The 23,393-nt window shown below is 64.1% G+C and carries 20 protein-coding genes and 2 pseudogenes; 6 read left to right on the top strand and 16 right to left on the bottom strand.

Features of this window, described 5'->3' with window-relative positions; translation table 11 throughout:
* Window positions 1-48 precede the first annotated feature (48 nt).
* The 8 genes and pseudogenes from ARTB_RS19930 to ARTB_RS19895 form a co-directional block, all read right to left on the bottom strand.
* A complete protein-coding gene (locus tag ARTB_RS19930; RefSeq protein ID WP_243182049.1) occupies window positions 49-1,194 on the bottom strand; it encodes a flavin-containing monooxygenase in 1,146 nt (381 codons plus the stop codon).
* A gap of 224 nt (window positions 1,195-1,418) precedes the next feature.
* Window positions 1,419-3,107 (bottom strand): LuxR C-terminal-related transcriptional regulator, encoded by a 1,689-nt coding sequence (locus ARTB_RS19925; RefSeq protein ID WP_243182048.1) that lies wholly within the window; start codon window positions 3,105-3,107, stop codon window positions 1,419-1,421.
* 206 nt (window positions 3,108-3,313) lie between these two features.
* Window positions 3,314-3,454: pseudogene (locus tag ARTB_RS19920) on the bottom strand (ArsR family transcriptional regulator); the annotation flags it as partial.
* 13 nt (window positions 3,455-3,467) lie between these two features.
* Entirely contained in the window at window positions 3,468-4,826 is a 1,359-nt protein-coding gene (locus tag ARTB_RS19915) for an ATP-binding protein (protein WP_243182047.1), read from the bottom strand.
* Window positions 4,827-5,104: 278 nt separating this feature from the next.
* Window positions 5,105-6,709, bottom strand: coding sequence for an alpha-amylase family glycosyl hydrolase (locus tag ARTB_RS19910; RefSeq protein ID WP_243182046.1), 1,605 nt, complete (start codon window positions 6,707-6,709; stop codon window positions 5,105-5,107).
* A gap of 198 nt (window positions 6,710-6,907) precedes the next feature.
* Window positions 6,908-7,330, bottom strand: a complete 423-nt coding sequence (locus tag ARTB_RS19905) for a YybH family protein (protein ID WP_243182045.1) — start codon at window positions 7,328-7,330, stop codon at window positions 6,908-6,910.
* A gap of 145 nt (window positions 7,331-7,475) precedes the next feature.
* Window positions 7,476-8,078: a hypothetical protein gene (locus ARTB_RS19900; RefSeq protein ID WP_243182044.1), complete on the bottom strand. Its 603-nt coding sequence runs from the start codon at window positions 8,076-8,078 to the stop codon at window positions 7,476-7,478.
* On the bottom strand, window positions 8,075-8,629 hold the full coding sequence (locus ARTB_RS19895; protein WP_243182043.1) for a hypothetical protein: 555 nt from the start codon (window positions 8,627-8,629) through the stop codon (window positions 8,075-8,077). The genes ARTB_RS19900 and ARTB_RS19895 overlap by 4 nt, the downstream gene beginning before the upstream one ends.
* A gap of 264 nt (window positions 8,630-8,893) precedes the next feature.
* On the opposite strand from ARTB_RS19895, the gene ARTB_RS21670 reads away from it, so the two are divergent.
* On the top strand, window positions 8,894-9,025 hold the full coding sequence (locus ARTB_RS21670) for a hypothetical protein (protein ID WP_279294468.1): 132 nt from the start codon (window positions 8,894-8,896) through the stop codon (window positions 9,023-9,025).
* A 36-nt stretch (window positions 9,026-9,061) separates the two neighbouring features.
* Here the strand turns inward: ARTB_RS21670 and ARTB_RS21880 are convergent, their stop codons facing one another.
* The 3 genes from ARTB_RS21880 to ARTB_RS19885 all read right to left on the bottom strand — a co-directional run bounded on the left by ARTB_RS21880 (window position 9,062) and on the right by ARTB_RS19885 (window position 13,429).
* Window positions 9,062-10,324 carry a DnaJ domain-containing protein gene (locus ARTB_RS21880; RefSeq protein ID WP_368859400.1) on the bottom strand — a complete coding sequence of 421 codons (1,263 nt, stop codon included), beginning with the start codon at window positions 10,322-10,324 and terminating at the stop codon, window positions 9,062-9,064.
* Window positions 10,325-11,132: 808 nt separating this feature from the next.
* On the bottom strand, window positions 11,133-12,806 hold the full coding sequence (locus ARTB_RS19890) for a thiamine pyrophosphate-binding protein (protein ID WP_243182042.1): 1,674 nt from the start codon (window positions 12,804-12,806) through the stop codon (window positions 11,133-11,135).
* Window positions 12,807-12,916: 110 nt separating this feature from the next.
* Window positions 12,917-13,429, bottom strand: coding sequence for an Lrp/AsnC family transcriptional regulator (locus tag ARTB_RS19885; RefSeq protein ID WP_243182041.1), 513 nt, complete (start codon window positions 13,427-13,429; stop codon window positions 12,917-12,919).
* 93 nt (window positions 13,430-13,522) lie between these two features.
* On the opposite strand from ARTB_RS19885, the gene hisC reads away from it, so the two are divergent.
* Window positions 13,523-14,632, top strand: coding sequence for a histidinol-phosphate transaminase (gene hisC / locus ARTB_RS19880; RefSeq protein ID WP_243182040.1), 1,110 nt, complete (start codon window positions 13,523-13,525; stop codon window positions 14,630-14,632).
* A gap of 43 nt (window positions 14,633-14,675) precedes the next feature.
* On the top strand, window positions 14,676-16,088 hold the full coding sequence (locus tag ARTB_RS19875; protein ID WP_243182039.1) for an amino acid permease: 1,413 nt from the start codon (window positions 14,676-14,678) through the stop codon (window positions 16,086-16,088).
* A 232-nt stretch (window positions 16,089-16,320) separates the two neighbouring features.
* On the opposite strand, the gene ARTB_RS19870 is transcribed toward ARTB_RS19875, so the two are convergent.
* The 4 genes from ARTB_RS19870 to ARTB_RS19855 form a co-directional block, all read right to left on the bottom strand.
* Complete coding sequence (locus ARTB_RS19870) at window positions 16,321-16,767, bottom strand: hypothetical protein (RefSeq protein ID WP_243182038.1); 447 nt, start codon at window positions 16,765-16,767, stop codon at window positions 16,321-16,323.
* 81 nt (window positions 16,768-16,848) lie between these two features.
* Complete coding sequence (locus tag ARTB_RS19865) at window positions 16,849-17,013, bottom strand: hypothetical protein (RefSeq protein WP_243182037.1); 165 nt, start codon at window positions 17,011-17,013, stop codon at window positions 16,849-16,851.
* Between the two features lie 65 nt (window positions 17,014-17,078).
* Window positions 17,079-17,393: a hypothetical protein gene (locus ARTB_RS19860; RefSeq protein ID WP_243182036.1), complete on the bottom strand. Its 315-nt coding sequence runs from the start codon at window positions 17,391-17,393 to the stop codon at window positions 17,079-17,081.
* A gap of 310 nt (window positions 17,394-17,703) precedes the next feature.
* Entirely contained in the window at window positions 17,704-17,925 is a 222-nt protein-coding gene (locus ARTB_RS19855; protein WP_243182035.1) for a hypothetical protein, read from the bottom strand.
* A gap of 272 nt (window positions 17,926-18,197) precedes the next feature.
* Here ARTB_RS19855 and ARTB_RS19850 point away from each other — a divergent pair.
* Window positions 18,198-18,897 (top strand): annotated as a pseudogene (locus tag ARTB_RS19850) (SOS response-associated peptidase).
* A 273-nt stretch (window positions 18,898-19,170) separates the two neighbouring features.
* Here the strand turns inward: ARTB_RS19850 and ARTB_RS19845 are convergent.
* Window positions 19,171-19,425 carry a hypothetical protein gene (locus tag ARTB_RS19845; RefSeq protein WP_243182034.1) on the bottom strand — a complete coding sequence of 85 codons (255 nt, stop codon included), beginning with the start codon at window positions 19,423-19,425 and terminating at the stop codon, window positions 19,171-19,173.
* A 125-nt stretch (window positions 19,426-19,550) separates the two neighbouring features.
* On the opposite strand from ARTB_RS19845, the gene ARTB_RS19840 reads away from it, so the two are divergent.
* Both ARTB_RS19840 and ARTB_RS19835 read left to right on the top strand, forming a co-directional pair.
* Window positions 19,551-22,706: a DUF3427 domain-containing protein gene (locus ARTB_RS19840; protein WP_243182033.1), complete on the top strand. Its 3,156-nt coding sequence runs from the start codon at window positions 19,551-19,553 to the stop codon at window positions 22,704-22,706.
* 44 nt (window positions 22,707-22,750) lie between these two features.
* A complete protein-coding gene (locus ARTB_RS19835) occupies window positions 22,751-22,960 on the top strand; it encodes a hypothetical protein (RefSeq protein ID WP_243182032.1) in 210 nt (69 codons plus the stop codon).
* The last annotated feature ends 433 nt before the right edge of the window (window positions 22,961-23,393 follow it).

The raw sequence follows: 23,393 nt of genomic DNA, 5'->3' as shown, positions 1-23,393 counted from the left end.
GAGATTGTCCCCGACCTTGAATCCGACAACGACATCCCGACAACTGCGTTATGCCGCCAGCCCGCTCCGGACCTCCGCTGCATGCTGCGGAGCCCGGGTGGCGGCAAGCCGCTTCGCCAGGTATTTGGCGTCCCGGCACACGCCCGGGAGGGTTTCAGACGCTGCGGCGAAGATGAGATCCTTCCCCAGCAGGTACAGGCCCGGAAGGGCATCCACGATCCCGCGCTGCTGCTGCTCCCGCCAGTCCGCGGGCAGTGCCGGGATGTCCAGCCATGGGTAGGCCTCGGTGAAGCCTGTGCACCAGATGACGTTTGCCACAGGAAGGCGCTTCCCGCCGTCGAGTATTACTTCGCCGTCCTGGACTCCGGTGACCCGTGGCACCAGGTGGACGCCGGCGGCGCCCAGATCCGCGAGCTTGGTGCGGATCAACGGTGACGCCTTGCCAGCAAGCTTGGGCAGCACCTTGCGCCCGACCGGCGTGTTGGTGTTCAGCACGTGCATCCCGGCGAAGCGGACCACCGGGAGAAAGAAGCGGGCCGCGGTCCGGCCGTGCCGGAACGGAATCTCGGCACTCGGCCTGCCGGCCAGCCAGGTTTCATGCGTGCGGCTGGTCTCCAGGGCAATCTCCGCCCCGGAGTTCCCCACCCCCACCACCAGGACGGGACCGGGCTTGAGCTGTGCAAGGTTCTTGTAGCTGTGGGAGTGGAGCTGCACGACGTCGGACGACAGTTCCGCCGCAAAGCCCGGCGTCTTGGGCAGCTGACAGGCGCCGGTGGCGAGGACAACGTTCGCCGCCGTCCAGTGCTGCGTCCCGGCCGTGACATGGAACCGCTGCCCGTCGTGGCTCAGCCGGGTGACGGCCGTGTTGGGCCGGACCGGCAGGTGGAACCGGGAGGCATAGTCCTCCAGATAGTCCGCCTGCTCGTCCTTGGTGGGGAAGGCGAGGCGGTCGCCGGGGAAGGGCCGGCCGGGCAGACCGTTGTACTTTGCGGGGGTGAACAGGCGCAGCGAGTCCCAGCGGCTCCGCCACGCGTCGCCAACCCGTGTGCCGGCGTCGAGAATGACAAAGTTCCGGTGCTGCTGCGCCAAGTAGAAGCCCAGCGCCAGGCCGGACTGTCCGGCACCGATGATGACGGTGTCGACGGCGGCAGTACCGACGGCGCCGTGGGTGTCAGTTGCTGGGGTGGTGTTCATGGTGGTGCCTCCTTGGTGCTGCACGTGCGGGTGGGTTATGAACGCTCCGGAAGCGCAGGTACCAGCACGGCCTTGAGCAGCACGGGCAAGTAGCTCACCGCGAAGATACCGGTGGAAACCATTCCTGCGAGCACTGAAACGTTCATGCCATTAACGCTATTTTTCGTCGCGTCGCGGCGAATCGGGCGAATCACCCATTTCCCGTCTGCCGTGAATGGGTAATTTCATGCAGGGCGGGAGGTCAGGGCGAGTCCGTGCTGGTAGGCGTATGCCGTGACCGCGGCCCGGGAGGTCAGGCCCAACTTGGTGAATATATTGCTCAGGTGCCGGGCCACCGTTTTTTCGCTGATGAACAGCTCGGCAGCGATGTTTCGGTTGCTTAGTCCGGCGGAGACGAGCCGGACCACCTCGGTTTCGCGGGCGGTGAGCGGCCCGGCGCCGGCGGCGTGACCGACGTCGTTCTCGGAGGCTGGCACCGGGGTTGTCCAGGCGTCCGGCGCAAGGGGCGCCGATTGCTCAAGCTCCGATAGCGCCGGCGCGGCTCCCAGCTCGGAGAATACTGCCCGGGCTGCCTCTCGCTCCAGCTGGGCGGATTCCTCATCGCCGAGCGCGACGTACAGCGTGGCCATGAGGGCGCGGCAGCGCGCCGCTTCGAACGGTGCATCGAGGCTGAGCCAGCGCGACCACGCGCGGCGGACCAGGATCAAGGCAGCCGCGGGGTCGCCTTCGTGGAACAGGACAGAGGCCTCCGACTGCTCGGCGAGGGCGTGCAGCATGGGCCTGTCGATCGAGGCGCACAGCGAGGCCAGCTCCTCCATGGCGGTCCGTGCTGTCAGAGCGTCGCCTGCTGCCACTTCGATCTCCACCCGGGCGGCGAGCATCCCGCGCCGGTAGTCGGGGGCGGCACCGTCAATGGCCTGCCGGAGCAGGGACTGGGCCTGATCGGGCCTGCCTTGAGCCAGGCGCAGGAGTGCCAGCCCGGGCTGCGGCGGGAAACCGGTCTCCTGGGCGTGCAGGTAGGAGGCCTCGGCGGCGTCGAAGTCGCCCCGGAGTCGGTGGATTTCGCCCTGTTCGTAGAAGCCGCCGTAGGTGGCCATATGGTCGCCGTGGAAGGCGAGATCGTGCGCGGCTTTGGCCGCGTCGATCGCCTCGGTCCAGGCGCCGTGCAGCCGGTACAGCTCGGCCCGGTGCATCTGGCACTGGCCGCTGAAGGCCACCACGTTCTGTTGCGAGTCGCACCACCTGTCCAGCGCCCGCGTCCACTCGTGGGCGCGGCGCAGGTCAAAGGCCAGATGGCAGGTTTCGATCATTGCGCAGTAGATGATCCCGGCGGGAATGGGGGAGATTTCCCCGACGGTGACGGCGACCATGGCTTCGTCAAGCAGGGCCAAGCCGCCGTCGAACTCGCCCAGCAAGATCTTTGCCTGCCCGAGGCCCAGCGTACCGAGGGCCGCCGAGTCAGCGTCGCCGCGTGCCCGTCCGAGGTCGGCGGCCCGGGTGAAGGCTTCCGCGGCGGCTGCGCCGTCGCCTTGGTAGAGGGCGCCCAGCCCGACAGGGACGGACAGCAGGCCCTCGAAAGGGCAAGGCTCGGGCAGGTCCTCGACGATCCGGTGGGCGCGGGCGAGCCAGCCGGCGCTGCGGGCCGGTTCGCCCAGCAGGATGAGGTTCATCCCGGTCCAGACGGCGCAGCGGGCGGCGGCGGAGTAGTCGCCGTCGGCGAGGTATTTCAGGTGCGCCCGGGCCAGGATGTCCACTCCCTCGGCGCCCCGGCCAGTGAGGATCACGGAAGTGGCCAGCTGTTCCAGATCGCTGGCCGGGAGTTCGGCGTCGTGGTCGGCAGCGGTGTACTGCCCGACGGCGTCCGGCCAGCGCCGTTCGGCATACGCTTCCCGCCCATGTGCGAGTGTAGACATCGCGCCTCCCCGTTCCCGGCGGCGGGTCTGAGCCTGTGGGCGCTGCCCGGCCCGGCACTCGCGGAACCGGTGGTGGGCGGCGCGGCCCGTCATCTGCTTTTCAGGCTACCGCCGGGGTTAAGGGGCGGCAAGGTGCGGGGACCAAGCGCCAACAGGCCCGGGGATTTCACCACGACGACGGCGCCGGGTGGCGCTCGCCGACCGCCTCAGGCGTACATGAGGGAGCCGGGAGCGGTGAGGGGTTCGCCGGTTTCCAGCCAGGTCTTCAGGCCGGAGAGGATCATCGGCCAGCCGCCGTAGAGCTGTTCGTTGGCGCCTTCGCGGAGCTGGTCGTAGGTGACGGTCAGGCCAACCTGCGGACTAGACTTCGGCAGCCACGCCATGCAGTTCCTCGTCGCTCCTCAGTCGACTGTAATATGCAAGACGACCATTATTCTCTGCCGTAATGATTCGGCGGCGGAGATCTGACTCATCAGTGGTGTAGCGGACCAGCCCGGCCTCTCGGAGGGACTTGACCCGCGTCAGCAGAGGCGGCATCGCGGTGTATCCGAAGTCTCGGTATTCCCCGGGGGAACAACTGCCTGCTTTCTCACGAACCAAGACCCCTAGGGTCTTCCAATCCGCTGTCCCTATTTTCTTGCCAAGTTGCCCAACCACCTGGTTGCTTTCGTTCAGCACATATGTGTCGAACGCTTGGTCCCGTTTCGCAGCCGTCGTAGTTCGCAAATGGGAGGGGTTGGCTCTCATCGCGTACTTATCGGCGAGTCCCAAGGCAAAACGCAGATTCTTACCGATTGCTAGGTAGACCTTCTCAAATGCGTCGGCCGATACAGGCAGCACTGATGAATCGTCTTGTCTCAGGATCTCCGCTCGTGCAGAAATGACTGATGGAACCAAGTCCGGATGAAGGGGAAGAACAGAAATGGGCTCCTGAAAAACTCCAGACATCTTGGGGGTGGAAAAGGCCGTACGCACCATTCCCTCCGCACCGCTTACGATCCATCTAAGTCCCGGTCGTCGCAGGAGCGTGTCGCGTAGGGGCTCAAATACTTTGACGGCGTTCTCGACGTTTTCGAGCTCTTCAAGATTGTCGATGAAGCAGATCACACCGCCACACTCTGGAGTGGGGAACAATTCTGCAAGCCAGCTGTCTATAAGCGTGATGACGCCGGTGTCACTGAAGCCACCGCTCGTATTCGGTGTTCTCGTTCGGCTTCCATTGAGGTTGAATCCAAAAAATGCTGGTATGGAGGCGCCTATTCCCGCTGCCCAGCCTCCTCCTTCGGGCGACTGAAGCCAACGGCGTAGCCTCTCCAGCCCTTCCAGATGCCGCCCTTCAGCCTTGAGCGATGCTGATGCGAGGAGAAGGGTCCCTGCGATACGCATGTACACCTTCTTCTCAAAGGATTCCGGTGTTTCCGTTGTGCCGAGCCGCAAGGGGACTTCGGCCTTGACCGGCAAGAACAACGGTCCTCCGTCGGCCCGCCACGTCGACGCTTCATAAGCTGCGACTGCCGCGAGACTTGTCTTGCCCACCCCATAGTCCCCCTCCAGGGCAATGACCTGAGCGCCGCTGTTCAGGTCACTGAGAATGGTGTCTAATTCGTTGTCTCGTCCAACAAGTAGCTTGGCACCATCTTCGGATACTTTGATCGCTTCGGTGGAGTATGGGGAGCGTGTGAAGCCGTACTGGTGCCACTTGTTCGGGGGCGCAACCATCTATATTCTCCATCTTCAGTAAACTGCCATACTCATAGACAAACCTTAGTAATAGACAATAAGTCCCGGTTCCCATTCCGGTTACATTTCGCCTCTACTTGAGCGAGTCGGATTGGTGCAAGGTCGACCTTCGAGAATGTTCTTAAGCCCGACTCGTGTTGGTGCAATTCTTTGCTATGGGCGGCATCGTGCTCGCCGGGCGGACGTTAGGAGCCTAAGGCCCCACGACAGCGGGACATTCCAACGGAAGGTGGATGACCCCGCTGCTGCGCAAAGGGTTAGCCCCGAAGCACCCAAACGGCGTTGTTCGGCTGCAGCCAGCCGTCTTCGGCCAGCGGTTCGGCGCTGAGCAGCACCGTGCCGGCCGGGAGTTTGACCGGTTCGGCTCCCATCGCGACAGCGACGAGGAAGTGCTCGTTGCGTTCGCAGATGAGGAGGTTTCCGGCCTCGACCCGCCATTTGCCGCCGTCGTCCGGGGCGAACACCTCGTTCTTCCACAGTTGCCGGCGCAGCTCCAGCGCCGCCTTGGTCAGGTTCAGGGCGGATTCCGGATCCTGTTCCTGGCGCTTGACTGCGTTCGTTCCCCAGCCAGCGGGGACCGGGAGCCACGGTTCCGCCGCGGGTGCACCGAGCGAAAAGCCGTGGTTCGCCACCACGTCTTCGGTCCACGGCAGCGGAACGCGGGCGCCGTCGCGGCAGACGCCGCCGCGGGCCCACATCGGATCCACCCGGGACTCTACAGGGACGTCGACCTCGGGCAGCCCGAGTTCCTGGCCTTGGTAGAGGTAGGCGGCACCGGGCAGTCCCAGCAAAGCCACAACGGCTGCCCGAGCCCGGACGCTGCCGAGCTCGCCGCCGCCGAACCGGGTGACGGAGCGGACGATGTCGTGGTTTTCCAGCGCCCACGTGGGGGCGGCGCCGTGTAGCTGGCGGGCGGCTTCGAGCTCGTTCCCGACGGCGGCCCACGACTCCGGATCCCAGGCGAGCTTCACGAACGCAAACGCGAAGGCCTGCTGCATCTCATCGGCCCGGGTGTAGCGGGCGGCGCGGGCCGGTTCCAAATTGACCTCTCCCACCAGCAGGCGGTGCGGCTCGTACTTCTCGGCCAGGGTGCGCCAGCGGCGGTAGACCTCGTGGACGTCCTCCTGGTCCGAGACCTGCGGGTTGGACCGCAGCCCGTCCACCACCCCGCCTGTGGAGGGCGAGTCCGGCAGCCCGTCTGCCTTGAACAGCGCATGCGCGACGTCGATGCGCAGCCCGTCCACGCCCTTGTCGAACCAGAAGCGCAGCACGCCGTCGAAGTAATCGCCGACGGCGGGGTTCCGCCAGTTCCAGTCCGGCTGCCCGGCCGAGAACAGGTGCAGGTACCAGTCCTTGTCCGTCTCGGAGTCCGGGTTGGCGCGGCTCCAGGCCCGGCCGCCGAAGACGCTCTGCCAGTTGTTCGGCGGAACGCCGGCGCCGGAGCCTTCAACGAAGTGGAACATGTCCCGCTCCGGCGAGCCCGGGCCGGCCGCGAGGGCCGCCTGGAACAGCGGATGCTCCGAGGAGCAGTGGTTGGGGACAACGTCGAGCAGGACGCGCAGGCCCAGCGAGTGCGCCTTGGAAAGCAGCGAGTCGAACTGTTCCATGGTGCCGAACAGCGGGTCCACGCCGCAGTAGTCGGTGACGTCGTAGCCCTGGTCCACCTGCGGGGAGGGCTGGAACGGGGTCATCCAGATGCCCTCGACACCGAGGGAGGCGATGTAGGGCAGCCGGGCGATGAGCCCGGCGAGATCGCCCACGCCGTCGCCGTCGCCGTCGGCGAAGGAGCGCGGGTAGACCTCGTAGATGACGGCGGACTGCCACCAGTCGGGGGCGGGGGACCGCGGCGTTTCAGTCGGCACGGGGGAGTGCTGTAGCGGCAAGGATTCGAAACTCAAGGATGCAACGCTCACCTACTAGTACCCGCCATGAGGCCTTGAAGATCCAGCACTGGAAAGTCAGCGCCATAATGATCAACGGTACGGTGACGATCATGCCGGCGGGCATCTGCTCGCCGGCGGCGCCTGAATGTCCGTGGAACCGGGGGACTTTCCCGGGCGTCATTTTCCGAGCGTGGCGTCCGGTGCCCGCTGTGTGGTGATCGGGTCTGCGTGGCGATGCACGAGTGTCCAAGTGTCGCCCTCGCTGCGATAGATGCTTGTTACCCGCAGATCAAACGGCGATTCTTCGTCTCCTCCTCCGACCTTGGCCTGCCAGTGTTCGATGTCCAGGAAGCAGGCGAGATCGGACGTGATGTGCTTGGTGAGGGTATCAACAGCGGTGACGCGTCCATCTTTGAATCGTGCCGCAGCTGAATCGAGGGCCTCTGAGACCCGCTCCCAGCCCACAGCCGGAGGGCCCCAAGGATTAGCAAGGGACACGTCCCCCAGATGGGAGAAAATGGCTTTGGCGGGTTCCGGATCGCCTTTAGCAAACTGATTTACAGCGTGACGAAACTGGTCTCTGACTTTGTCAAGGTCCATGGTTCTCACCTTCCAATTCGTAGGGCGACCGGGTCTGACGTACCTTGGCGGCTCCGCGCCCGGCCCGCTACCGGCTCCAGAATCTTACAAACGGGTGGGTGGTTGCCGGCAGGGGAGCCTTGCGCCAAACAACCCGCGTATGCGTTCAGTCGGTGTCGAGGGTAGCTTTCAGCAGTCGGTCGAAGCTGGTCGTTCCGTAATCGGGCGGCGTTACGGCAATCATCAATTCGGTCGTTGTAACGAGCGGCGGGTGGATTGACGATGGACTCGGCGGTGCCGTTCGGCTTTGTGCTGCATGCTTTCGGCCTGCGACGGCGGATTCGCCTTCCCTGACGACGACCAGCTCAAGGCCCTGCACGCCGTGGACAGGCAACGGAATGCGCTGCTCATGCTCGATGAACCTCCGGAAACTGCGCAGTGACAGTCGGTCGTCCGGATTGCCGGTCAGCTCAAGGATGGTTTCATTGACACTCTGGTTGATGCCGATCAGGAATTTCTTCTCGCTAGACGATTTCGCCACGACGATGAGAGTTGTCAACGCGACTGCAAAGCCGACGATGAAGAGTGCCGCGGCTCCGGGGTCCCGAAGGCCGGCAAAGAAGATCATCAGCACGAGGCAAACGACGAACCCGACGAATCCGAGCCCCAGACACAAATAAGAGGCATCCATACCCGGCCGACCGCTCCATTGCTGGGAGGTGAACGTCACGAGCAGCCTTTGCTCGGGTTTGGGGAGAGAGTTGCTCATTTTCCCTTCACTTCCAGGAGTGCCTCGGCGAAGGCGATTGCCTCACGGGCCCTCTTGAGATCGTCGAGGATGCCAGCGTCGGATAGGCCCCCAACCGGGCCTTCCGGTGTGCCCGCCAATTTCGCAACAGCCCTGCTTAAATTATCCCGCTCCAGCGCAAGCATTCTGGAGGACTCCAGTTTGGCCTTGCTCTTCTCAAGCTCCACAAGCGATTTTGTGAGTTCGTCGGACCGTTTTCGGAGCAGCTCCACCCGCTGCCCGATCCGTTCGGTGCGGTTGCGGAACATCGGTTCCATCCTGAGTGCGACCTCCAGGAGTTCCCTGACGGACTCGGCTTCCGGCCCCTGGGAGTGCTCCGCCAGTAGCTTGCTGGTCTTGGCCCGCCGCTGCTCCCACGACTCCATGCCGGCGAGGTTCTGATCCCTGAGCAGGGTGAGGATCGCGAGTGACTTGCTCAGTGACTGACGCCTGTTACTTAGATTCTTGGTGGCGGTTTCAAGCCGGGCGATGAACTGGGCGTAATTGTCGGTGACCTGTGCCGGTTCTCCCATGGATCCCTCAGAACTTGTATCAGACGGGGCGGCCCCGCTGCTTAAATTCTGGCGCACCCCACTGAGATTGTCTGCCCTCGGGAGTTAGTCGTTCCCGCTTAAGAGCCCGACGGCGGCGGGCACCCATGCCGCCGTCCAAGTTCTATCCCGCCAGGCCGTTGGCCCTGGCCGTCATCGCCGCGGCCTCCTTGCTAGACGCGTCTGCAGCCAACGCGGCCGACTCCACGGCGTGGACCGCTTCGGCACCGCGGCAGCGTCAACGTGGTGGAAGGGCCTGCCGAGTACCAGCAGGGGATCGACGGCGTCGACTTCGTCTGCCTAATGCCGCTCATGACCGTGGACGACATCGACGAAGCTGCGAGAAAGACGCCGTCCTACCGCGCGCCGGGACAGTAGGAGTTTGGGGACAGCAGGCCTAACTTTGTTCCTTGTCTACAACATGGAGCGGAGGAGTCCGGCCAAAGCTGGGACCTGGACCACATGCGGAGCATCGCCCTGTACCAAGAAAGCATGGACCTCGGATACAAGTTCTCGTGGAGTAACCATCCGGATGGGTGCCCGCCCGGGAAGCGGGAACATGCCAGCACGCTCAACCGACGGTAGGGAGAGTCTTCCCGTTGGTGAATGCAGTACTACCCAGCCTTCAACAATATATCCGGGATAGACGGCACGAATCGCCTCGACACCTGCTCCCAGCCCAAAGGCCTTGAGCTCTCGGCCGTTGCGGAAAAGCTGCTTATTGTCCCACCAATAGGCGCCGTCTGCCCACATCTTTGAGTCGATCAGAGCGATTCTGTTTCCGGCAATAACGGCATGATCGAGGTCGGCTTGTTCGGACCCAGGCCAACGGAGCCCGTTGATGAGTCGGGCAGAGGGGATTATCGGAAGGACTGAGTGGGTGATGAGCCGGGCCGTGCGCCGTTCGCCCTCTGCGCCGATCTCCGCCCTGTCCCCGAAGCGTCCCACCGAGAGACCCCGACCGGGCACACCATGGACGGTGCGGCTGAGAATCTCCTCAACTAGATAAGCGCTGGCAAGGATGGCGGGAGGTGCAGGGCGTTTCCTTTTTGTCCACCACTTCGGGAACATGGCAGCGACAAACCAGAATCCGGCAGTTAGGGCGGTGATAAGAAGACAGGTTAGCCCCATTACCAACCAGTTGGGGTTTGTCTGAGTAGTGCTGAAGTACCAGATCGTACTGAATAGGGGAGGGGCGGTGCACACACTGCCCAAGACGTAGAAGACGGTTCGCCAAGTGCGTGTCCAGGGAGGTGCGGGCCGACGAATCTTGCGGGCTTCGCCCGACGGCGGGACAAGTGGAGGCCGGTATTCCACCGCCGGTCCGTTCCACGGAGTTGGGGTGGGCGGCTGCTCCATTTCAGCGAAGCCTGCTTCCGCCTTCTGCTGCGATGAGTCCGAATTGGACCGTGACTGTTTCTGTTGCGGCCCGTGGCTGCTGGTTCGTCCTGCGTGCCCGGAGCTTCTGTCCTTAGGAGTGCGGTCGTAGGCCGCTCTACGAGCCGGATCGGAGAGGACCTCGTAGGCTTCCTGAACGAGTCGGAATAAGCCGGTGCTGCCACCCACATCCGGATGCGACGTCCTGAGGCTTCGCTGGTATGCCTTTTTGATTTCGGCTGTGTCGGCCGTCGTTTGTACTCCAAGCACCTCATAATGCGTGACGGCTGCTTGTGTCATTCGGTCTGTTCCTCTCATTCCCCTTCAGGCAGCCTACCCGCGGGACGCGCTTCTGCCCGTGACTCGACGCGGCATTTCCTTTGAGCTGTCTTTGACCGCAATTCAGTAGGCTGAACTTCCTGGATCGAGAGGCTTAATCCTGTCGTCACCAGCTGCAATCTTGTTGATGCAGGCTTGAACTTCGCTTCGGAGTTCAAGCAAATGAAAATGGTACTTTTCAGGCTCGTACATCCCGCTTCGAGGTACCGATTACAGCCTTTGATCAAGTCAGGCACCGGTTCTTGGGCTGGGGAATTTGGGCGGTGATGACCGACACCTTTAGTGTGTTCCCGTATGTCCAGAACGCTTAAGTTCGCGTGCTTGAAATCATCAATGTCCTTTGCGCCATGGACGAGACGAGGATCGGTGATCTCGTGCAGGACTCGGCGGAGGTTTAGGTCGCTAATCAGGCGGTTCAATTCAACGCGTTCAGTCACCTTTAGCTGGTGCCGAAACGTCAAGAATGCGATGAGAACCGTCAAGCCGGCCCCGAAAACTGCCACCAAAAGGTCTGGGATAAATGTGGTCCACATGGGACGAGTCTGCTTCAGGCTGCCCCAACCAAGCGGAGCTGAGACTAGCGCGTCGCATTTGGTCTCGGAGTAGTAGAGCGCTGTCTCATCCGATGCGGACGGGCAGTAGTGGTACGCCACGGCGACGAACTCCGCGTCCCTCATGCGTGAACTCGTTGGAAGCGTGCTGGCTGTGCCTCCTCGGAACGGGGAAGTCTGGCTTTCCAGAACCCTCAGCTCCGTTGGGCGCGCGGCCGTTACCCCGCCACCGCCGCCTTCGCCTCCTGCTTGGCCGCCATCCACTCGCTCAGCCACGGGGCCCGGACGCTCGACGTGATCCGGCAGTCGGCCACGAAGGTTCCCCTGGCGCCGGCGTCGATCCACTCCTGGAGCGCGGAAAGGTCCGCCAGCGAGCGGATGATCGCCGACTCGGCACCGAGCGCGCGGGCGATGCCGCTGAAGTCCACTTCGGGGATCAGCATGGGCTTTTCGGTCAGGCCCTGGGAGCCGTACTGGTGGATTTCGGCTCCATAGGCGGCATCGTTGTAGATCACCACGACGGCGCTGCTGGCCGCGCCAATCAGCGATTCGAGGTCGGACAGGCCCATCAGGAAACCGCCGTCGCCGGAGGCCAGCACCAGGGTGCGGCCGTCCTCCACTGCGCGGGCTGCCCCGACGGCGCTGGCGAGGCCCAGTCCGATGGCCTGGTAGGCGGTCCCCACCATGACCAGGTCCTGGGGCCTCGGGATGCGCCAGTACATGGGTGCCCAGCCGACGAAGTGCCCTCCATCCTGGACCACCGTGCGGCGCTCCGGCAGCACCGCATCCAATGCCGTGGCAAGGGAGCGCGGGTCCAGCCGGCCGTCCGGCGTCTCCGCTGAGCCTGGATGGTGGGCCGGTCCTTCGACCAGGCGTCTGCGGGCTTCCGCGCGCCAGGCTTCTGCGGGGCTGGCGTCCGGCGAGGCCGGGCCAGCCAGCATCTTCAGGATGCGTCCCGCAGCAGACTTCACATCCGCGCTGACGAACGTGTCCACCCGGGGGTGCGTCGGCTGCAGGGCGGCGTCGATCTGGATGACGGTGCTGTCCGGGCCGAGCAAGTGCCCGAACCGCATGGTGAAGGGGCTCAGGCTTGCCCCGGCCACGAGGACCACATCGGCCTCACCCATGAGCCCGGCCGCGGTGTCCGTGCCGAACCCGCCCGCGACGCCGAGATACCCCTCGCCCTGGAGGAGGTTAAGCGCCAGTGCGGTTCCGGCGGTCAGCGCGCCGAGGCGGTCGGCGAGCTCGCGGAGCTCCGGGCCGGCGCCGGCGAGATGTGCGCCGCGGCCGGCGAGGATCAGCGGCCGCTTCGCCCCGGCGAGCAGGCGGGTTACCTGCCCGAGGCCGCCGTCGACGTCCTCACTCACCGCCGGTGCCAGCGGTGCGGGAAGTTCCTCTTCAGCAGCCTCGAGCGCCGCGAGGTCGTAGGGAATGGCAATGACGACGGCGGTCCGCTTGGTGAGCGCGTATTCCACCGCCTGCTGCGTGATGGAGCCTGCGGCTTCACGGGTGACGGTGAAGGTCGCCGCGCCGAGGCCCGCGGCGATTGCCGCCTGGTCCACGTCCTGGGGCCGGTTGCCACTGCTCGGAGCGTCGCCGGTGACCAGCACCACGGGGATCTGCGCCTGGACCGCCTCTGCGAGGGCGGTAAGAGCATTGGTGTAGCCGGGCCCGTAGGTGGTGGTGCCCGCGGCGAGACGTCCTGACGTCCGGTAGTAGGCATCGGCCGCGGCGATGGCGGCGCCTTCATGGCGGACGGCGGAGAAGCGGAGGCCCAGCTTTTCCGCGGCATCCAGGAAGTAGACGTTTCCGTTGCCCATCACGCCGAAGACATCGCTGAGGTAGCTGCTGAGAACCTGCGCCACGCGGCCGGAGACGTTAAGTGAAGTCATGCAGGAATCATGTGGGCTGGTTCACAGATAGGCAAGAGCAACGGATTTGATTGGGATATTTGGCAGGAGTTGGCGGACGCAACTGAAAATATGCCCACTTGTGGCCTGCGTCACTTGGATTTAATCGAAGGGCGGGATTCCTGCTCGGAGAGCCTGCTCAGGAGGCCGTCGTAGCGGGGCGGCGTGAGTTCCAGAACGGAAATGGCCGTGCTGGTCCGTTGGATCCCCTCGATTTCCAGGATCTCGTTGGTGATGCGGTAGAGATCGGCCGTACTGCGTGCCACTACCTTGGCCATGAGGTCCGCATCTCCGGTGGTGGCGTGCACTTCGATGACCTCCGGGATCGCCGCGAGCCCGTCTTCCACCGCACCTGTCCGCGTCTGGCTGATGGACAGCGAGAGGAAGGCCATGAGGTCATAGCCAAGTGCGGCGGGATCCAGCCTCCGGCTGAAGGAGCGGAGGGCGCCGCTGCGCTCGAGCCGTGCCAGCCGGGCGTGGACCGTGTTCCGTGCGACGCCGAGCGTCCGCGAGAGTGCCAGGGCGCTGGCTTCCGGATCCTTGTCGAGGGCCAGGATGATCCTGCCGTCGAGGGAATCCAGGGCGCGGGGGTTCGGGATGGTCATATTTTCACCACAGACTGTTAAGGTTGAGCAGAAGTCCCAATGGGTTGAGGGTATCTTGCATTGTGGGCGGGGTCACAATCATGATCGGTCTTCATGACCCGTGATCAGCTCCTAACCGCACCGGACACCGCGCTCCCCACCCTTCGTGGCGCGGTGGCCGGCCTCCCGCCCTACGTCCCGGGGCGGCGCAGCGCCGGCATGGACATTGCAGCCCTCGCCAGCAACGAAAGCCACTACGAGCCACTGCCCGCTGCTGCCGCAGCGGTGGCCGCAGCGGCCGGCACCATGAATCGCTACCCTGACAGTGCCGCCGTCGAACTCCGCGAACGGCTCGCCGGGCACGTGGGTGTCACGGCCGGAGAAGTGGCGGTGGGACCCGGCAGCGTTGGCGTCCTCCAGCAGATCATCACCGGCCTGTGCGACGCCGGGGATGAAGTGATCTTCGCGTGGCGTTCCTTCGAGGCCTACCCCATCCTGGTGGAGCTGGCAGGCGCCCAGCCGGTCCGCATCCCGCTGGACGGCGCTGAGGGGCACGACCTTGACGCCATGGCCGCGGCCGTCACTGCGCGCACGAAGGTCATCCTGCTCTGCACCCCCAACAATCCCACCGGCGTACCGATCAGCCATGAACGTATCGAGGCCTTCCTGCGGTCCGTCCGCTCCGACATCCTCGTGGTGATCGACGAGGCCTACGTGGAATACGCCGAAGCGGGCAGCGGCCCCGATTCCCTGGCGCTCTACCGCCAGTACCCGAACGTCTGCATCCTGCGCACCTTCTCGAAGGCGTACGGACTCGCCGGCCTGCGCGTGGGATACGCCGTGGCGGCGCCCGATATTGCTGAGGGACTGCGCCGGACCGCCCTTCCCTTTTCGGTGAGCGCGCTGGCCCAGAAGGCTGCCATCGCGTCGCTGGACGCCGGGGAGGAGATGGAAGCGCGGGTGACCGCCGTAAAGCAGGAGCGCGCCCGGATGGCCGCGCACCTGGAAGCGCAAGGCTGGAAACTGCAGGCGAGCCAGGGCAACTTCCTGTGGATCCGTGCGGATGAGCTGCTCCAGGCGAGGCTGGTGGCCGCGTTTGACCGCGAGGGCATCCTGGTCCGGGCTTACCAGGGGGACGGTGTGCGGATCACCGTTGCCGGCCCCGCCTCCAACGATCGCGTGCTCCGGGTTTTGGAAGCCCACGCAGCCTCGGCCATCGACTGACCTTTCGCACCAATCCGTTCCGCCTACAACCAGAGGACTCCCCATGGAACAACAAACAAAGACGTCTGCCCGCCCACTTGGCGCCGCGCTCAAACCCCGACAGCTCACCATGATGGGGCTCGGAAGCGCCATCGGCGCGGGCCTGTTCATCGGCTCCGGCGCCGGCATCCAGGCCGCCGGCCCGGCGGTGCTGATCTCCTACCTCGTGGCAGGCACCCTCATCATCCTGGTGATGTGGGCCCTCGGCGAGATGGCCGCCTCCAACCCGGACAGCGGGGCCTTCTCCGTCTACACCGCCAAGGCCTACGGGCCGGTGGCCGGTGCCACGGTGGGCTGGCTCTGGTGGCTGCAGCTCGTGGTGGTCATCGCGGCCGAAGCACTCGGCGCGGCAGGCCTGTTGGCCACCATTTTCCCGGCCCTGCCGGTGTGGCTGATGGCCTTCGTGTTCATCGTGGTGCTCACCGCCGTGAACCTCACCAGCGTGAAGAACTTCGGCGAGTTCGAGTTCTGGTTCGCCCTGCTCAAGGTGGCGGCAATCGTCGGGTTCCTCCTGGTGGGCGCCGCCCTGCTCTTCGGCTGGCTGCCGGGCGTCCAGTCACCGGGCCTGTCCAACTTCACGGGTGCCGGCTTCGCACCCAGCGGTTTTGCCGGGATTGCCACAGCCCTGTTTGTGGTGGCATTCGCGTTCGGCGGCACCGAGATCGTCTCCGTGGCGGCAGCTGAAACCGCGGAGCCGGCCCGCAGTGTGAAGAAGGCAGTCCGCACGGTGCTGTGGCGCATCCTGGTCTTCTACATCGGTGCGATCTTCGTGATCGCGGCGGTGGTTCCCGTGGGTTCGGCGGGACTGAGGAGTCCGTTCGCCGCCGTGCTGGACGCAGCCGGCATGCCCGGCGCAGCCACCGCCATCACGCTGGTAGCCGTCGCAGCGCTGCTCTCCGCCCTCAATGCCAACCTCTACGGCGCCTCGCGGATGGCGTACTCCCTCGCGGAGCGCGGTGAAGCGCCCCGCCTGCTCGCTTCGGTGTCCAAGGCGCGTGTGCCGGTTGTCGCAGTCCTGGCCAGCGTCGCTTTCGGTGTTGTCACGGTTGTGCTGGAGCTGGCCTTCCCCGAGAAGGTCCTTCCCGTGCTGCTCAACATTGTGGGCTCGACGTGCCTGTTGGTGTGGACGTCCGCGCTCCTCGCCCAGCTCGCGCTGCGCCTCCGCGCCGACCGGGAGGGAACGGCGCTTCCCCTGCGGATGCCCGGCTTCCCGTGGCTCACGTGCTTTGGCCTGCTCATCCTGGCAGCAATCTTCACGGTGGGCTTTATCGGCGAGGCTTCCCGTCCCCAGCTCCTGAGCACCTTCACCCTCGTGGCGCTGCTGGCGGTGGGGTGCTGGGTGAACCAGCGGAACCGGAAGGTTGCGCCGGTTGAAGAATCCGCGGAGCGTGCCAAGGAACCGGCGCTGATCGACTAGATCACGTGCTGCGGATCCGCATGGTGGGTCCGGTGCACGTAAGGGCGCGTCCGGCTTTGGCCGGGCGCGCCCTCCGAGGGCGGTGGGCTGTGTTTTACTGTTGAGCGAGTTCGGCCTCCTGAGGTACCGAACTAGGGGCGCCCATGCCAGTACAGGGCCAGATCAACGTCTCTAGCCGACCAGTCATGTCCGTTTAGTCTCGCCGTTCGCATTCCATTCACGCGGGTACTCGCTACGGCCGCCAGACGACGAAGTCGCGGCCGTAGCAGTCGTTGCAGTCGCATCTGGGCCAGGCTAGCTTCTCGTCCCAGAAAAGCGCCGATGACGCAGTGGGACCAGCATAGATCTCCCAGTTGCGGTGCTCGTCCACGAGTTCCTCAATGACCATCCGGCCGATGTGAGCTCCGCTGCGCTGCAGGTCTGCACGAACCTCGATCGCGTCGAGTAAGACGGCTCGGGTTGCCCGTCTATGAGTGTGACTCGAGTACGTGGGGGTGAGCAGCATGCGCGCCACCTCGTCGTCTCCGTCGAGCGAGTACGACCGCCATTGGTGATCGGTACGTCCCCTCGAGCGCTCTAACCACATGGAGGGAGTGAAGCCGATATCATCGTCGTAGTTGGGCTGCCACCGTCCATTGACGAGGGTCGTTTCCGCCAGCACCCACCTAAGCTTGCTCATGCGTCGAGTCTCGCAGTCCGATCCGGGTGGGGCGGTAGGACGCGCCAGTCGAACGGGCACTCTCTGCGATCATCAGTATCTTCACGCACTCGGGTTTCCATTGGCGGCCAAGGTCAGATACTCGGGAACAGTCCCAAAAGAAGGCTCGGTGGGGATGTGAGGTTGAGCGCGATTCCACACCACCTCCAGTTTTTCGAGGTTCATTGCCACTTTATCGAAGGTCGCCAAAGCATCTGCAAGGTTCATGGTGCGAGTCTAGACAAGGGTTGCTCGTGACCTTGACCTATGTTCAGGAAGGACCGTCTAAGCAATTAGAACGCCTCAGGATGAGGCTTCGCCCGACCGTTGCTGATGGGTTCCTCGCCTTCGCCGGAGCTGGCCGTGTCTCCGTCGCTCTCGTCGACCTCAAGCTTGAAATCTCCTGACCAACTCACGACGGGTCCGTGCCAGTCGTACCTCGAAAGACCCTTCAGGTCGGTTAGTACCGTCGCCCCGTTGATCACCTTCAGTACTCGGAAATCAGCAGATGTCTGGCGACTCTGGCCTCGCAGCGTTACCTTCGCGAGTTCGCCCTCCTCAAAGACCCACTCATCACCGTCGGACTTCCATGTCGTCTTAGTAGCCATGTCGCGATGCTACAGCAGCCGCTGCCCGGCTAACCCAAGGGAGGAGACGAGTCGTCGCCCAGTTGCAATCCTGCTCAACCTCTGACCACTACTTGCTGGGGAGGGGTGGCACAAACGACCGGTTGCACCTAACTTCTGATGCACGGTACTTCTGATACACGGTGGGCGCAGGAGGATATGGGCCAACGCTAGCCGCCTCGCGCCCGCCACTACTGCCTCCGTAGTCCTCTCAACAAAGATGAGACAGGATTCGATGGATGTTGGTCAATCGAGGATCTGGCAAAGTTCCTGTGGCGCCACATCTCTACGGTTAGGCGTGGGTACGGCCATATCTTTCGTGGGCTGCCTTCACCTGACGAATCCAGAACTCATCTTTGTCCATGCCGTCTTTGAACAGGCCGACCTCACGAGCCTTCACATAGAAGCCGCTGCCCGCATCGTTAGCTTTTAAGTAAATCACCAGGGAAGAGATCATCAGTGAGGGGTTCAACTTGCGATCCTCATCGACAACCCTGCCGAGCAAATATCCCACGGCCGCCCGCTCTTCTACTTGGTTGAAGTCAAAGCCTCTGAGACCAGTGCGGCGCCGCAGGACCGCATCGAGTTCGGTGTAAGTGGTTTACCTGCGCCTTCGCGCCACATCAATCAGGAAATCGTGTCCCACCCTGACTAGTTCGTCGCAGTCCTCGTCAGACCGTCCGTACATTTCTGTTGCCCCCATCCGCGCTGGTCCAAGAGTAACGCTTGCCCGTCACGCCGTAGGGCGATATCAGTCACAATGGGCTCATGTGCGGCAGATACGTGATGTCCAAGGCCACCGGTGATCTCCTGAGTCATTTCGAGGCGAAGGAGGTGGAGGGCACTCCGCCGCCGCCGAGTTGGAACGTGGCACCCACCCAGGCTGTGCCTAGCATTGCCGAACGCATGGATGAGGGCACGATTGACCGGCACCTGCTGATCGCCCGCTGGGGCCTGGTCCCGTCCCTGGGCAAAGGACATCAAGATCGGCTCCAAGCTAATCAACGCCCGCAGCGAGATCATCCTGGAGAAGCCGTCCTTCCGGAAAGCCGCGGTGAAGCGGCGGGCGATCATCCCCGCCGAGGGCTATTGCGAGTGGCAGAAGACCGAGGATGGCAAGAAGATCCCGAACTATCTCTACTCGGAGAAGGAACCGTTGCTGGGCTTCGCCGGGTTGTATGAGTGGTGGGCTGATCCGTCGCTGCCGGAGGATGATCCGGAAAGGTGGCCGCTTAGTTGCACGGTGCTGACCACTATCACCCAGGACGCCCTGGGGCACGTACACGACAGGTCCCCGGTGATCATTCCGCGGGACCGCTTTGCGGAATGGCTCGATCCGGACCTGACCGATAAGGACGATATCCAGCGCTTGCTGGACTCCTTGCCGGAACCGACCCTGACACCTCGGATTGTCAGCGCTCGGGTCAACAGCGTGCGGAACAACGGGCCGGAGCTTATCCAGCCCGCCGAGCCTGCAGCCAAATAGACTCATGCGGTGATACCCACCGGCACCATCACTAACCCGGACGGCAGCTACAACTACATCGAGGCCGAAGGCGACACCTATGAAGAAGCACGGGTAAACCTCTACGCGCTTCTGGAGGAGGGCCAGAACCTCACCAACCGAAAATGGGGCCAGAAACGCCAACTGAAAACAGGGCCACGGGTTGCTGTTCTATTGTGCCTGAAGTTGGGTTCTGGTCTTGTTCCGAAGGCGGTAGCTGCTGCCGGTGAGGTTCAGGACTTCCGGGAGCCGGCTTCAGGTCAGGACCCAGGCGATGACCTCCGCCATGCGGGCAAGGTCCGCGGGGGAGGGGTGAGGGACGGGAGCGGCGCTGGCGGCGGCCCGGTGTTCGGCTTCGAGTCCCGGGTCCTGGCGGCGGGCGATCACCAAGTGGTAGCCGACGGCGGCCGGTTCGGCGCGCACGAGCTCAGCGATGCGTTTCCGGCTCAGTCCGAGCCGGTACATCAGCACCCATTCAGCGTCCGGGGCGCCCCGCGACCGCCTGTCCATAATGGGACCCATCCTGCCACGCCCGTGCCCGAACAGTGATCAGAAGCGGTTAGGGGAGTCGCCATTTATTGACCCTGCTGGCGGGTTGCCATGTTTCTCGCGCTGGAAGGCAATAGCCTGGCGCGGTGACTAACTTCATTGGGGGAGGGGCAGCGGACCAGCTGCCTGAGGGCTTGTACGAACTCCTCAACACGGATGTACTCGGTGACCATCTGAGCCAGAAACATGAACTCCAGCCAGTCTTCGCGGACATTGAGGACGAGGACTCCCCGGACATCCTCTCTCGCCACGTAGCAGACGCAGTCCGGCGGGCCTTGGCCGCGGCCAAACCCGCCGACCGCGTGGCCCTCGCGAACAAGCTCCTCCAGGAACTGAACGCCGGAGACCGCATCGCACCGGGTCCCACCCAGCTCCAATCGCTGCACCGTCCGGACGCGCTAAAACGCCGCAAACTGCGCCGCCCCACGACCAAGCTGAGCGGCTCCGCCCTGCTCACCAACAGCAAGGACGATCCGAACCTCGCCGCGGAGCTCCGGACCGAGATCGAGTCCGCCAACACCGTGGACTTGCTCTGCGCGTTTGTCCGCTGGACAGGCCTCCGCCTGCTCCATCCGGCGCTTGAGGAGCTCAAGGAGCGCGGCGCCAAACTCCGGGTCATCACCACCACCTACATGGGCGCCACAGAACGCCGCGCCATCGACGAGTTCGTGACCCGGTACGGCGCCGAGGTGAAGATCAGCTACGAAACGCAGGCCACGCGCCTGCACGCCAAGGCCTGGCTGTTCCGCCGGGATTCCGGATTCGACACCGCCTACGTCGGCAGCTCCAACCTCAGCCAGGCCGCTCTGCTGGATGGCCTCGAATGGAACGTCCGGCTCAGCTCAGTCGGCACGCCCACCCTGCTCCAAAAGTTCGAAGTCACCTTCGACAGCTACTGGGAACAGCGGGCCTTCCAGAGCTACGATCCGAAACGCGACGGCGAAAAGCTGGACGCCGCCCTGGAACGCAACGGTGGCCGGCGCACTGCGGTCCCGGGGGCAGCCACCGGACTCGAAGTCCAGCCGTACCTCCACCAGGAAGAGATGCTCGAAGACCTGGAGTCCGAGCGGCTCAAGGGTTTCGACCACAACCTCGTGGTCGCAGCCACAGGTACCGGGAAGACCGTCATCGCGGCCCTGGACTACAAACGCCTGTGCGACGCGGCCGGCCGTGATCTCAAGCTGCTCTTCGTCGCCCACCGCCAGGAAATCCTCAGACAGGCCATGCGCACGTACCGTGATGTAATGCAGGACGGCGCATTCGGCGAACTCTACGTCGGGGAACACAAACCCGGGCAGTGGAAGCACATCTTCGCCTCCGTCCAGTCGCTGTCGTCCCTCGGCATTGAAAAGCTGGCACCGGACTTATTCGACGTCGTCGTCATCGATGAATTCCACCACGCCATGGCGCCCACCTACCGCCGACTGCTGGACCACCTGCAGCCACAACAGCTCCTCGGGCTGACCGCGACGCCGGAACGCGGCGACGGCGTCGACGTTGCCCAGCAGTTCTTCGACGGCCGCACCGCCAGCGAACTGCGCCTCTGGGACGCCCTGGACGCCGATCTGCTGGTGCCGTTCCACTACTTCGGCGTCTCGGACGATGTTGACCTGAGCCAGCTGGAGTGGAAGCGCGGCAACTACGACACCGCGCAGCTGAGCAACCTCTACACGGGCAACGACGCCCGCGCCGCCAAGGTGATCCGCGAACTCCGGGACAAGGTCACCAGCACCGAGCAGATGCGGGCCATCGGCTTCTGCGTCTCGGTCCAGCACGCGCACTACATGGCCGAGGTCTTCAACCGCGCCGGCATCGCCTCCGTTGCCGTCGACGGGAGCACCGACGACGCCGACCGCGTGGCAGCGCTGGAGCGGCTCCGCACCCGGGAGATCAACTGCATCTTCGCCGTCGACCTCTTCAACGAAGGCCTGGACCTGCCGCAGGTAGACACCATCCTGCTGCTCCGGCCCACGCAGAGCGCCACGATCTTCCTCCAGCAGCTGGGGCGCGGGCTGCGCCGCGCAGAGGGCAAGGCGGTGCTGACCGTCATGGACTTCATCGGCCAGCAGCGCCGGGAGTTCCGCTTCGATCTGCGCTACCGGGCGCTCACCGGCTACGGGCGCAAGGAGCTAGAAAAGGCTGTCGAAGACGAGTTCCCCTACCTGCCGTCGGGCTCGCAGATTGTCCTGGACCGGGTGGCGCAGAAAGTAGTGCTGGACAGCATCAAGGCGCAGCTGCGGTTCAACAGGGCGCAGCTGGTCCGGGACATCGCCTCGTACGCGGAGACCGAGCTGCAGGCGTATCTCGAGCGGTCCGGGAACGACTTGAAGTCGATTTACCGGTCCACGAAGGATTCGTGGACCGGGTACTTGCGCCAGGCCGGGCTGATCGACGGGTTCTCGCGGCTGGAAGCGCTCCTCAGCGGACGGATTGAGGAGCTCTCCGACGCCGACGAGAAGAAGCTCCTCGGCCGCATGGCTGCGCTGATCCACGTCGACGATCCGGAACGCGCCGAGGCCTACTCGATGCTCGTCAGCGCCGACGCGCCCCGCTACGCGGACCTCGGTATGCGGGAACAGACCTTCGCCCGCATGCTGTTCTACACACTCTGGGACGACGGTGGCGGGTTCCAGTCGTACGACGCCGGACTCAACTATCTGCGCGGCTACCAGTTTGTCTGCCGCGAGATCCGCCAGATCGTGAAGCTCGGCGTGGCCGCGTCCAAGCACGCTGCTAAGGGATTGGGTGCGGGGCTGCAGCACATTCCACTGCTCTCGCACGCCACCTATCGGCGCGAGGAAATCCTGGCTGCCTTGGAATACGGGTCGCTGGAGCTCGGCAAAAATGTGCAACACCGGGAGGGCGTGGCCTGGTGCCCTGCGACATCCACGGACGCCTTTTTTGTCACGCTCAACAAGGACGACAAAAAGCACTCGGCCACGACCATGTACCGGGACTTCGCCATCAGCCCGGAGCTCTTCCACTGGGAATCGCAGAACGCGACCTCGCCCGGAAGTCCGACGGGCAGGCGCTACCTGGACCGGGCGTCGTACGGCTCGAAGATCCTGATCTTCACTCGGGATACTTCGGAAGACGAGACCGGCCTGACTGTTCCATACACATGCCTGGGACAGGTGGATTACGTGCAGCACTCGGGGGAGAAACCGATTGGGATCACCTGGAAGCTGCACCGGCCGATGCCGGCGGATGTGTTTGCTACGGCGGCTGCGGTGGCCCAATGAATTCGATGGCCCGAGAATGCCCGATGTGTGAAAAGTATCTCGGCATGCTTGAAAAGGCCAGAATTCCCAATCACACCAGCCCACGAGGCCGCTACTGTTCAGCATCCGGACGGTCCTTCGACGCTGTCGAGGCACAAATGAATCCCGTCGTCGTTGAACCTGAACCGGACACGCCGATAAAAGATGGGTCGTTGCCCGACCTGTGGGCAGGAAAAACAGCTGCTTACTGGGTCAATGCTCGTGCCAGCACATAGGTGGAAGGCAGGGCCACCGTGCTCCGGCGGAGGTAGGGAGGCGGAGCGAGCCCGCACCCGCCGCCCGTTTCGGCCGAACTACGGATTGCCAGAGTTCGGCACGACAAGCGTTCGGGCGGCGCCTTCCTCACCGCCAGGTACCGGCAAACGGCGCTAGTATGCCGGGTCGTTGAACGGCGTGGGAAGGCCGGTTGTCGCGAACAGGGCAGCCTTCTCCAACTCCGTCAAAATCGTCTGGCACCACACGCCCCAGGGCGCGGTAGAGACAGTTAGCGGAGGAGTTGACGGCCAGATCTCCGATGCCGTCCTCCGACCCCCGGCGGACCGTCAGACGCCTGAAGCATCCTATTCACGTGTGCGAGGCAAAGGCAAAGTCGGGACTCAGAGCCTCCAACCCGATCAGTGCCGGCGGCGTCCGAAGCATTACAGAGTT

It is taken from the genome of Arthrobacter humicola, from assembly GCF_022803015.1.
Taxonomy (GTDB): Bacteria; Actinomycetota; Actinomycetes; order Actinomycetales; family Micrococcaceae; genus Arthrobacter; species Arthrobacter humicola_A.
This window is presented reverse-complemented; position numbering and strand designations above follow the sequence as displayed.

What these genes read in the sequence shown, in the direction of transcription:
- hisC (WP_243182040.1), top strand. Translation starts at nt 13,523, where the DNA reads ATGACCCGTGATCAGCTCCTAACCGCACCGGACACCGCGCTCCCCACC.
- ARTB_RS19925 (WP_243182048.1), bottom strand. Translation starts at nt 3,107, where the DNA reads ATGTCTACACTCGCACATGGGCGGGAAGCGTATGCCGAACGGCGCTGG.
- ARTB_RS19915 (WP_243182047.1), bottom strand. Translation starts at nt 4,826, where the DNA reads ATGGTTGCGCCCCCGAACAAGTGGCACCAGTACGGCTTCACACGCTCC.
- ARTB_RS19890 (WP_243182042.1), bottom strand. Translation starts at nt 12,806, where the DNA reads ATGACTTCACTTAACGTCTCCGGCCGCGTGGCGCAGGTTCTCAGCAGC.
- ARTB_RS19930 (WP_243182049.1), bottom strand. Translation starts at nt 1,194, where the DNA reads ATGAACACCACCCCAGCAACTGACACCCACGGCGCCGTCGGTACTGCC.
- ARTB_RS19865 (WP_243182037.1), bottom strand. Translation starts at nt 17,013, where the DNA reads ATGAACCTTGCAGATGCTTTGGCGACCTTCGATAAAGTGGCAATGAAC.
- ARTB_RS19860 (WP_243182036.1), bottom strand. Translation starts at nt 17,393, where the DNA reads ATGGCTACTAAGACGACATGGAAGTCCGACGGTGATGAGTGGGTCTTT.
- ARTB_RS19905 (WP_243182045.1), bottom strand. Translation starts at nt 7,330, where the DNA reads ATGGACCTTGACAAAGTCAGAGACCAGTTTCGTCACGCTGTAAATCAG.
- ARTB_RS19845 (WP_243182034.1), bottom strand. Translation starts at nt 19,425, where the DNA reads ATGGACAGGCGGTCGCGGGGCGCCCCGGACGCTGAATGGGTGCTGATG.
- ARTB_RS19870 (WP_243182038.1), bottom strand. Translation starts at nt 16,767, where the DNA reads ATGAGCAAGCTTAGGTGGGTGCTGGCGGAAACGACCCTCGTCAATGGA.
- ARTB_RS19875 (WP_243182039.1), top strand. Translation starts at nt 14,676, where the DNA reads ATGGAACAACAAACAAAGACGTCTGCCCGCCCACTTGGCGCCGCGCTC.
- ARTB_RS19895 (WP_243182043.1), bottom strand. Translation starts at nt 8,629, where the DNA reads ATGGGAGAACCGGCACAGGTCACCGACAATTACGCCCAGTTCATCGCC.
- ARTB_RS19835 (WP_243182032.1), top strand. Translation starts at nt 22,751, where the DNA reads ATGCTTGAAAAGGCCAGAATTCCCAATCACACCAGCCCACGAGGCCGC.
- ARTB_RS19900 (WP_243182044.1), bottom strand. Translation starts at nt 8,078, where the DNA reads ATGAGCAACTCTCTCCCCAAACCCGAGCAAAGGCTGCTCGTGACGTTC.
- ARTB_RS21880 (WP_368859400.1), bottom strand. Translation starts at nt 10,324, where the DNA reads ATGACACAAGCAGCCGTCACGCATTATGAGGTGCTTGGAGTACAAACG.
- ARTB_RS19885 (WP_243182041.1), bottom strand. Translation starts at nt 13,429, where the DNA reads ATGACCATCCCGAACCCCCGCGCCCTGGATTCCCTCGACGGCAGGATC.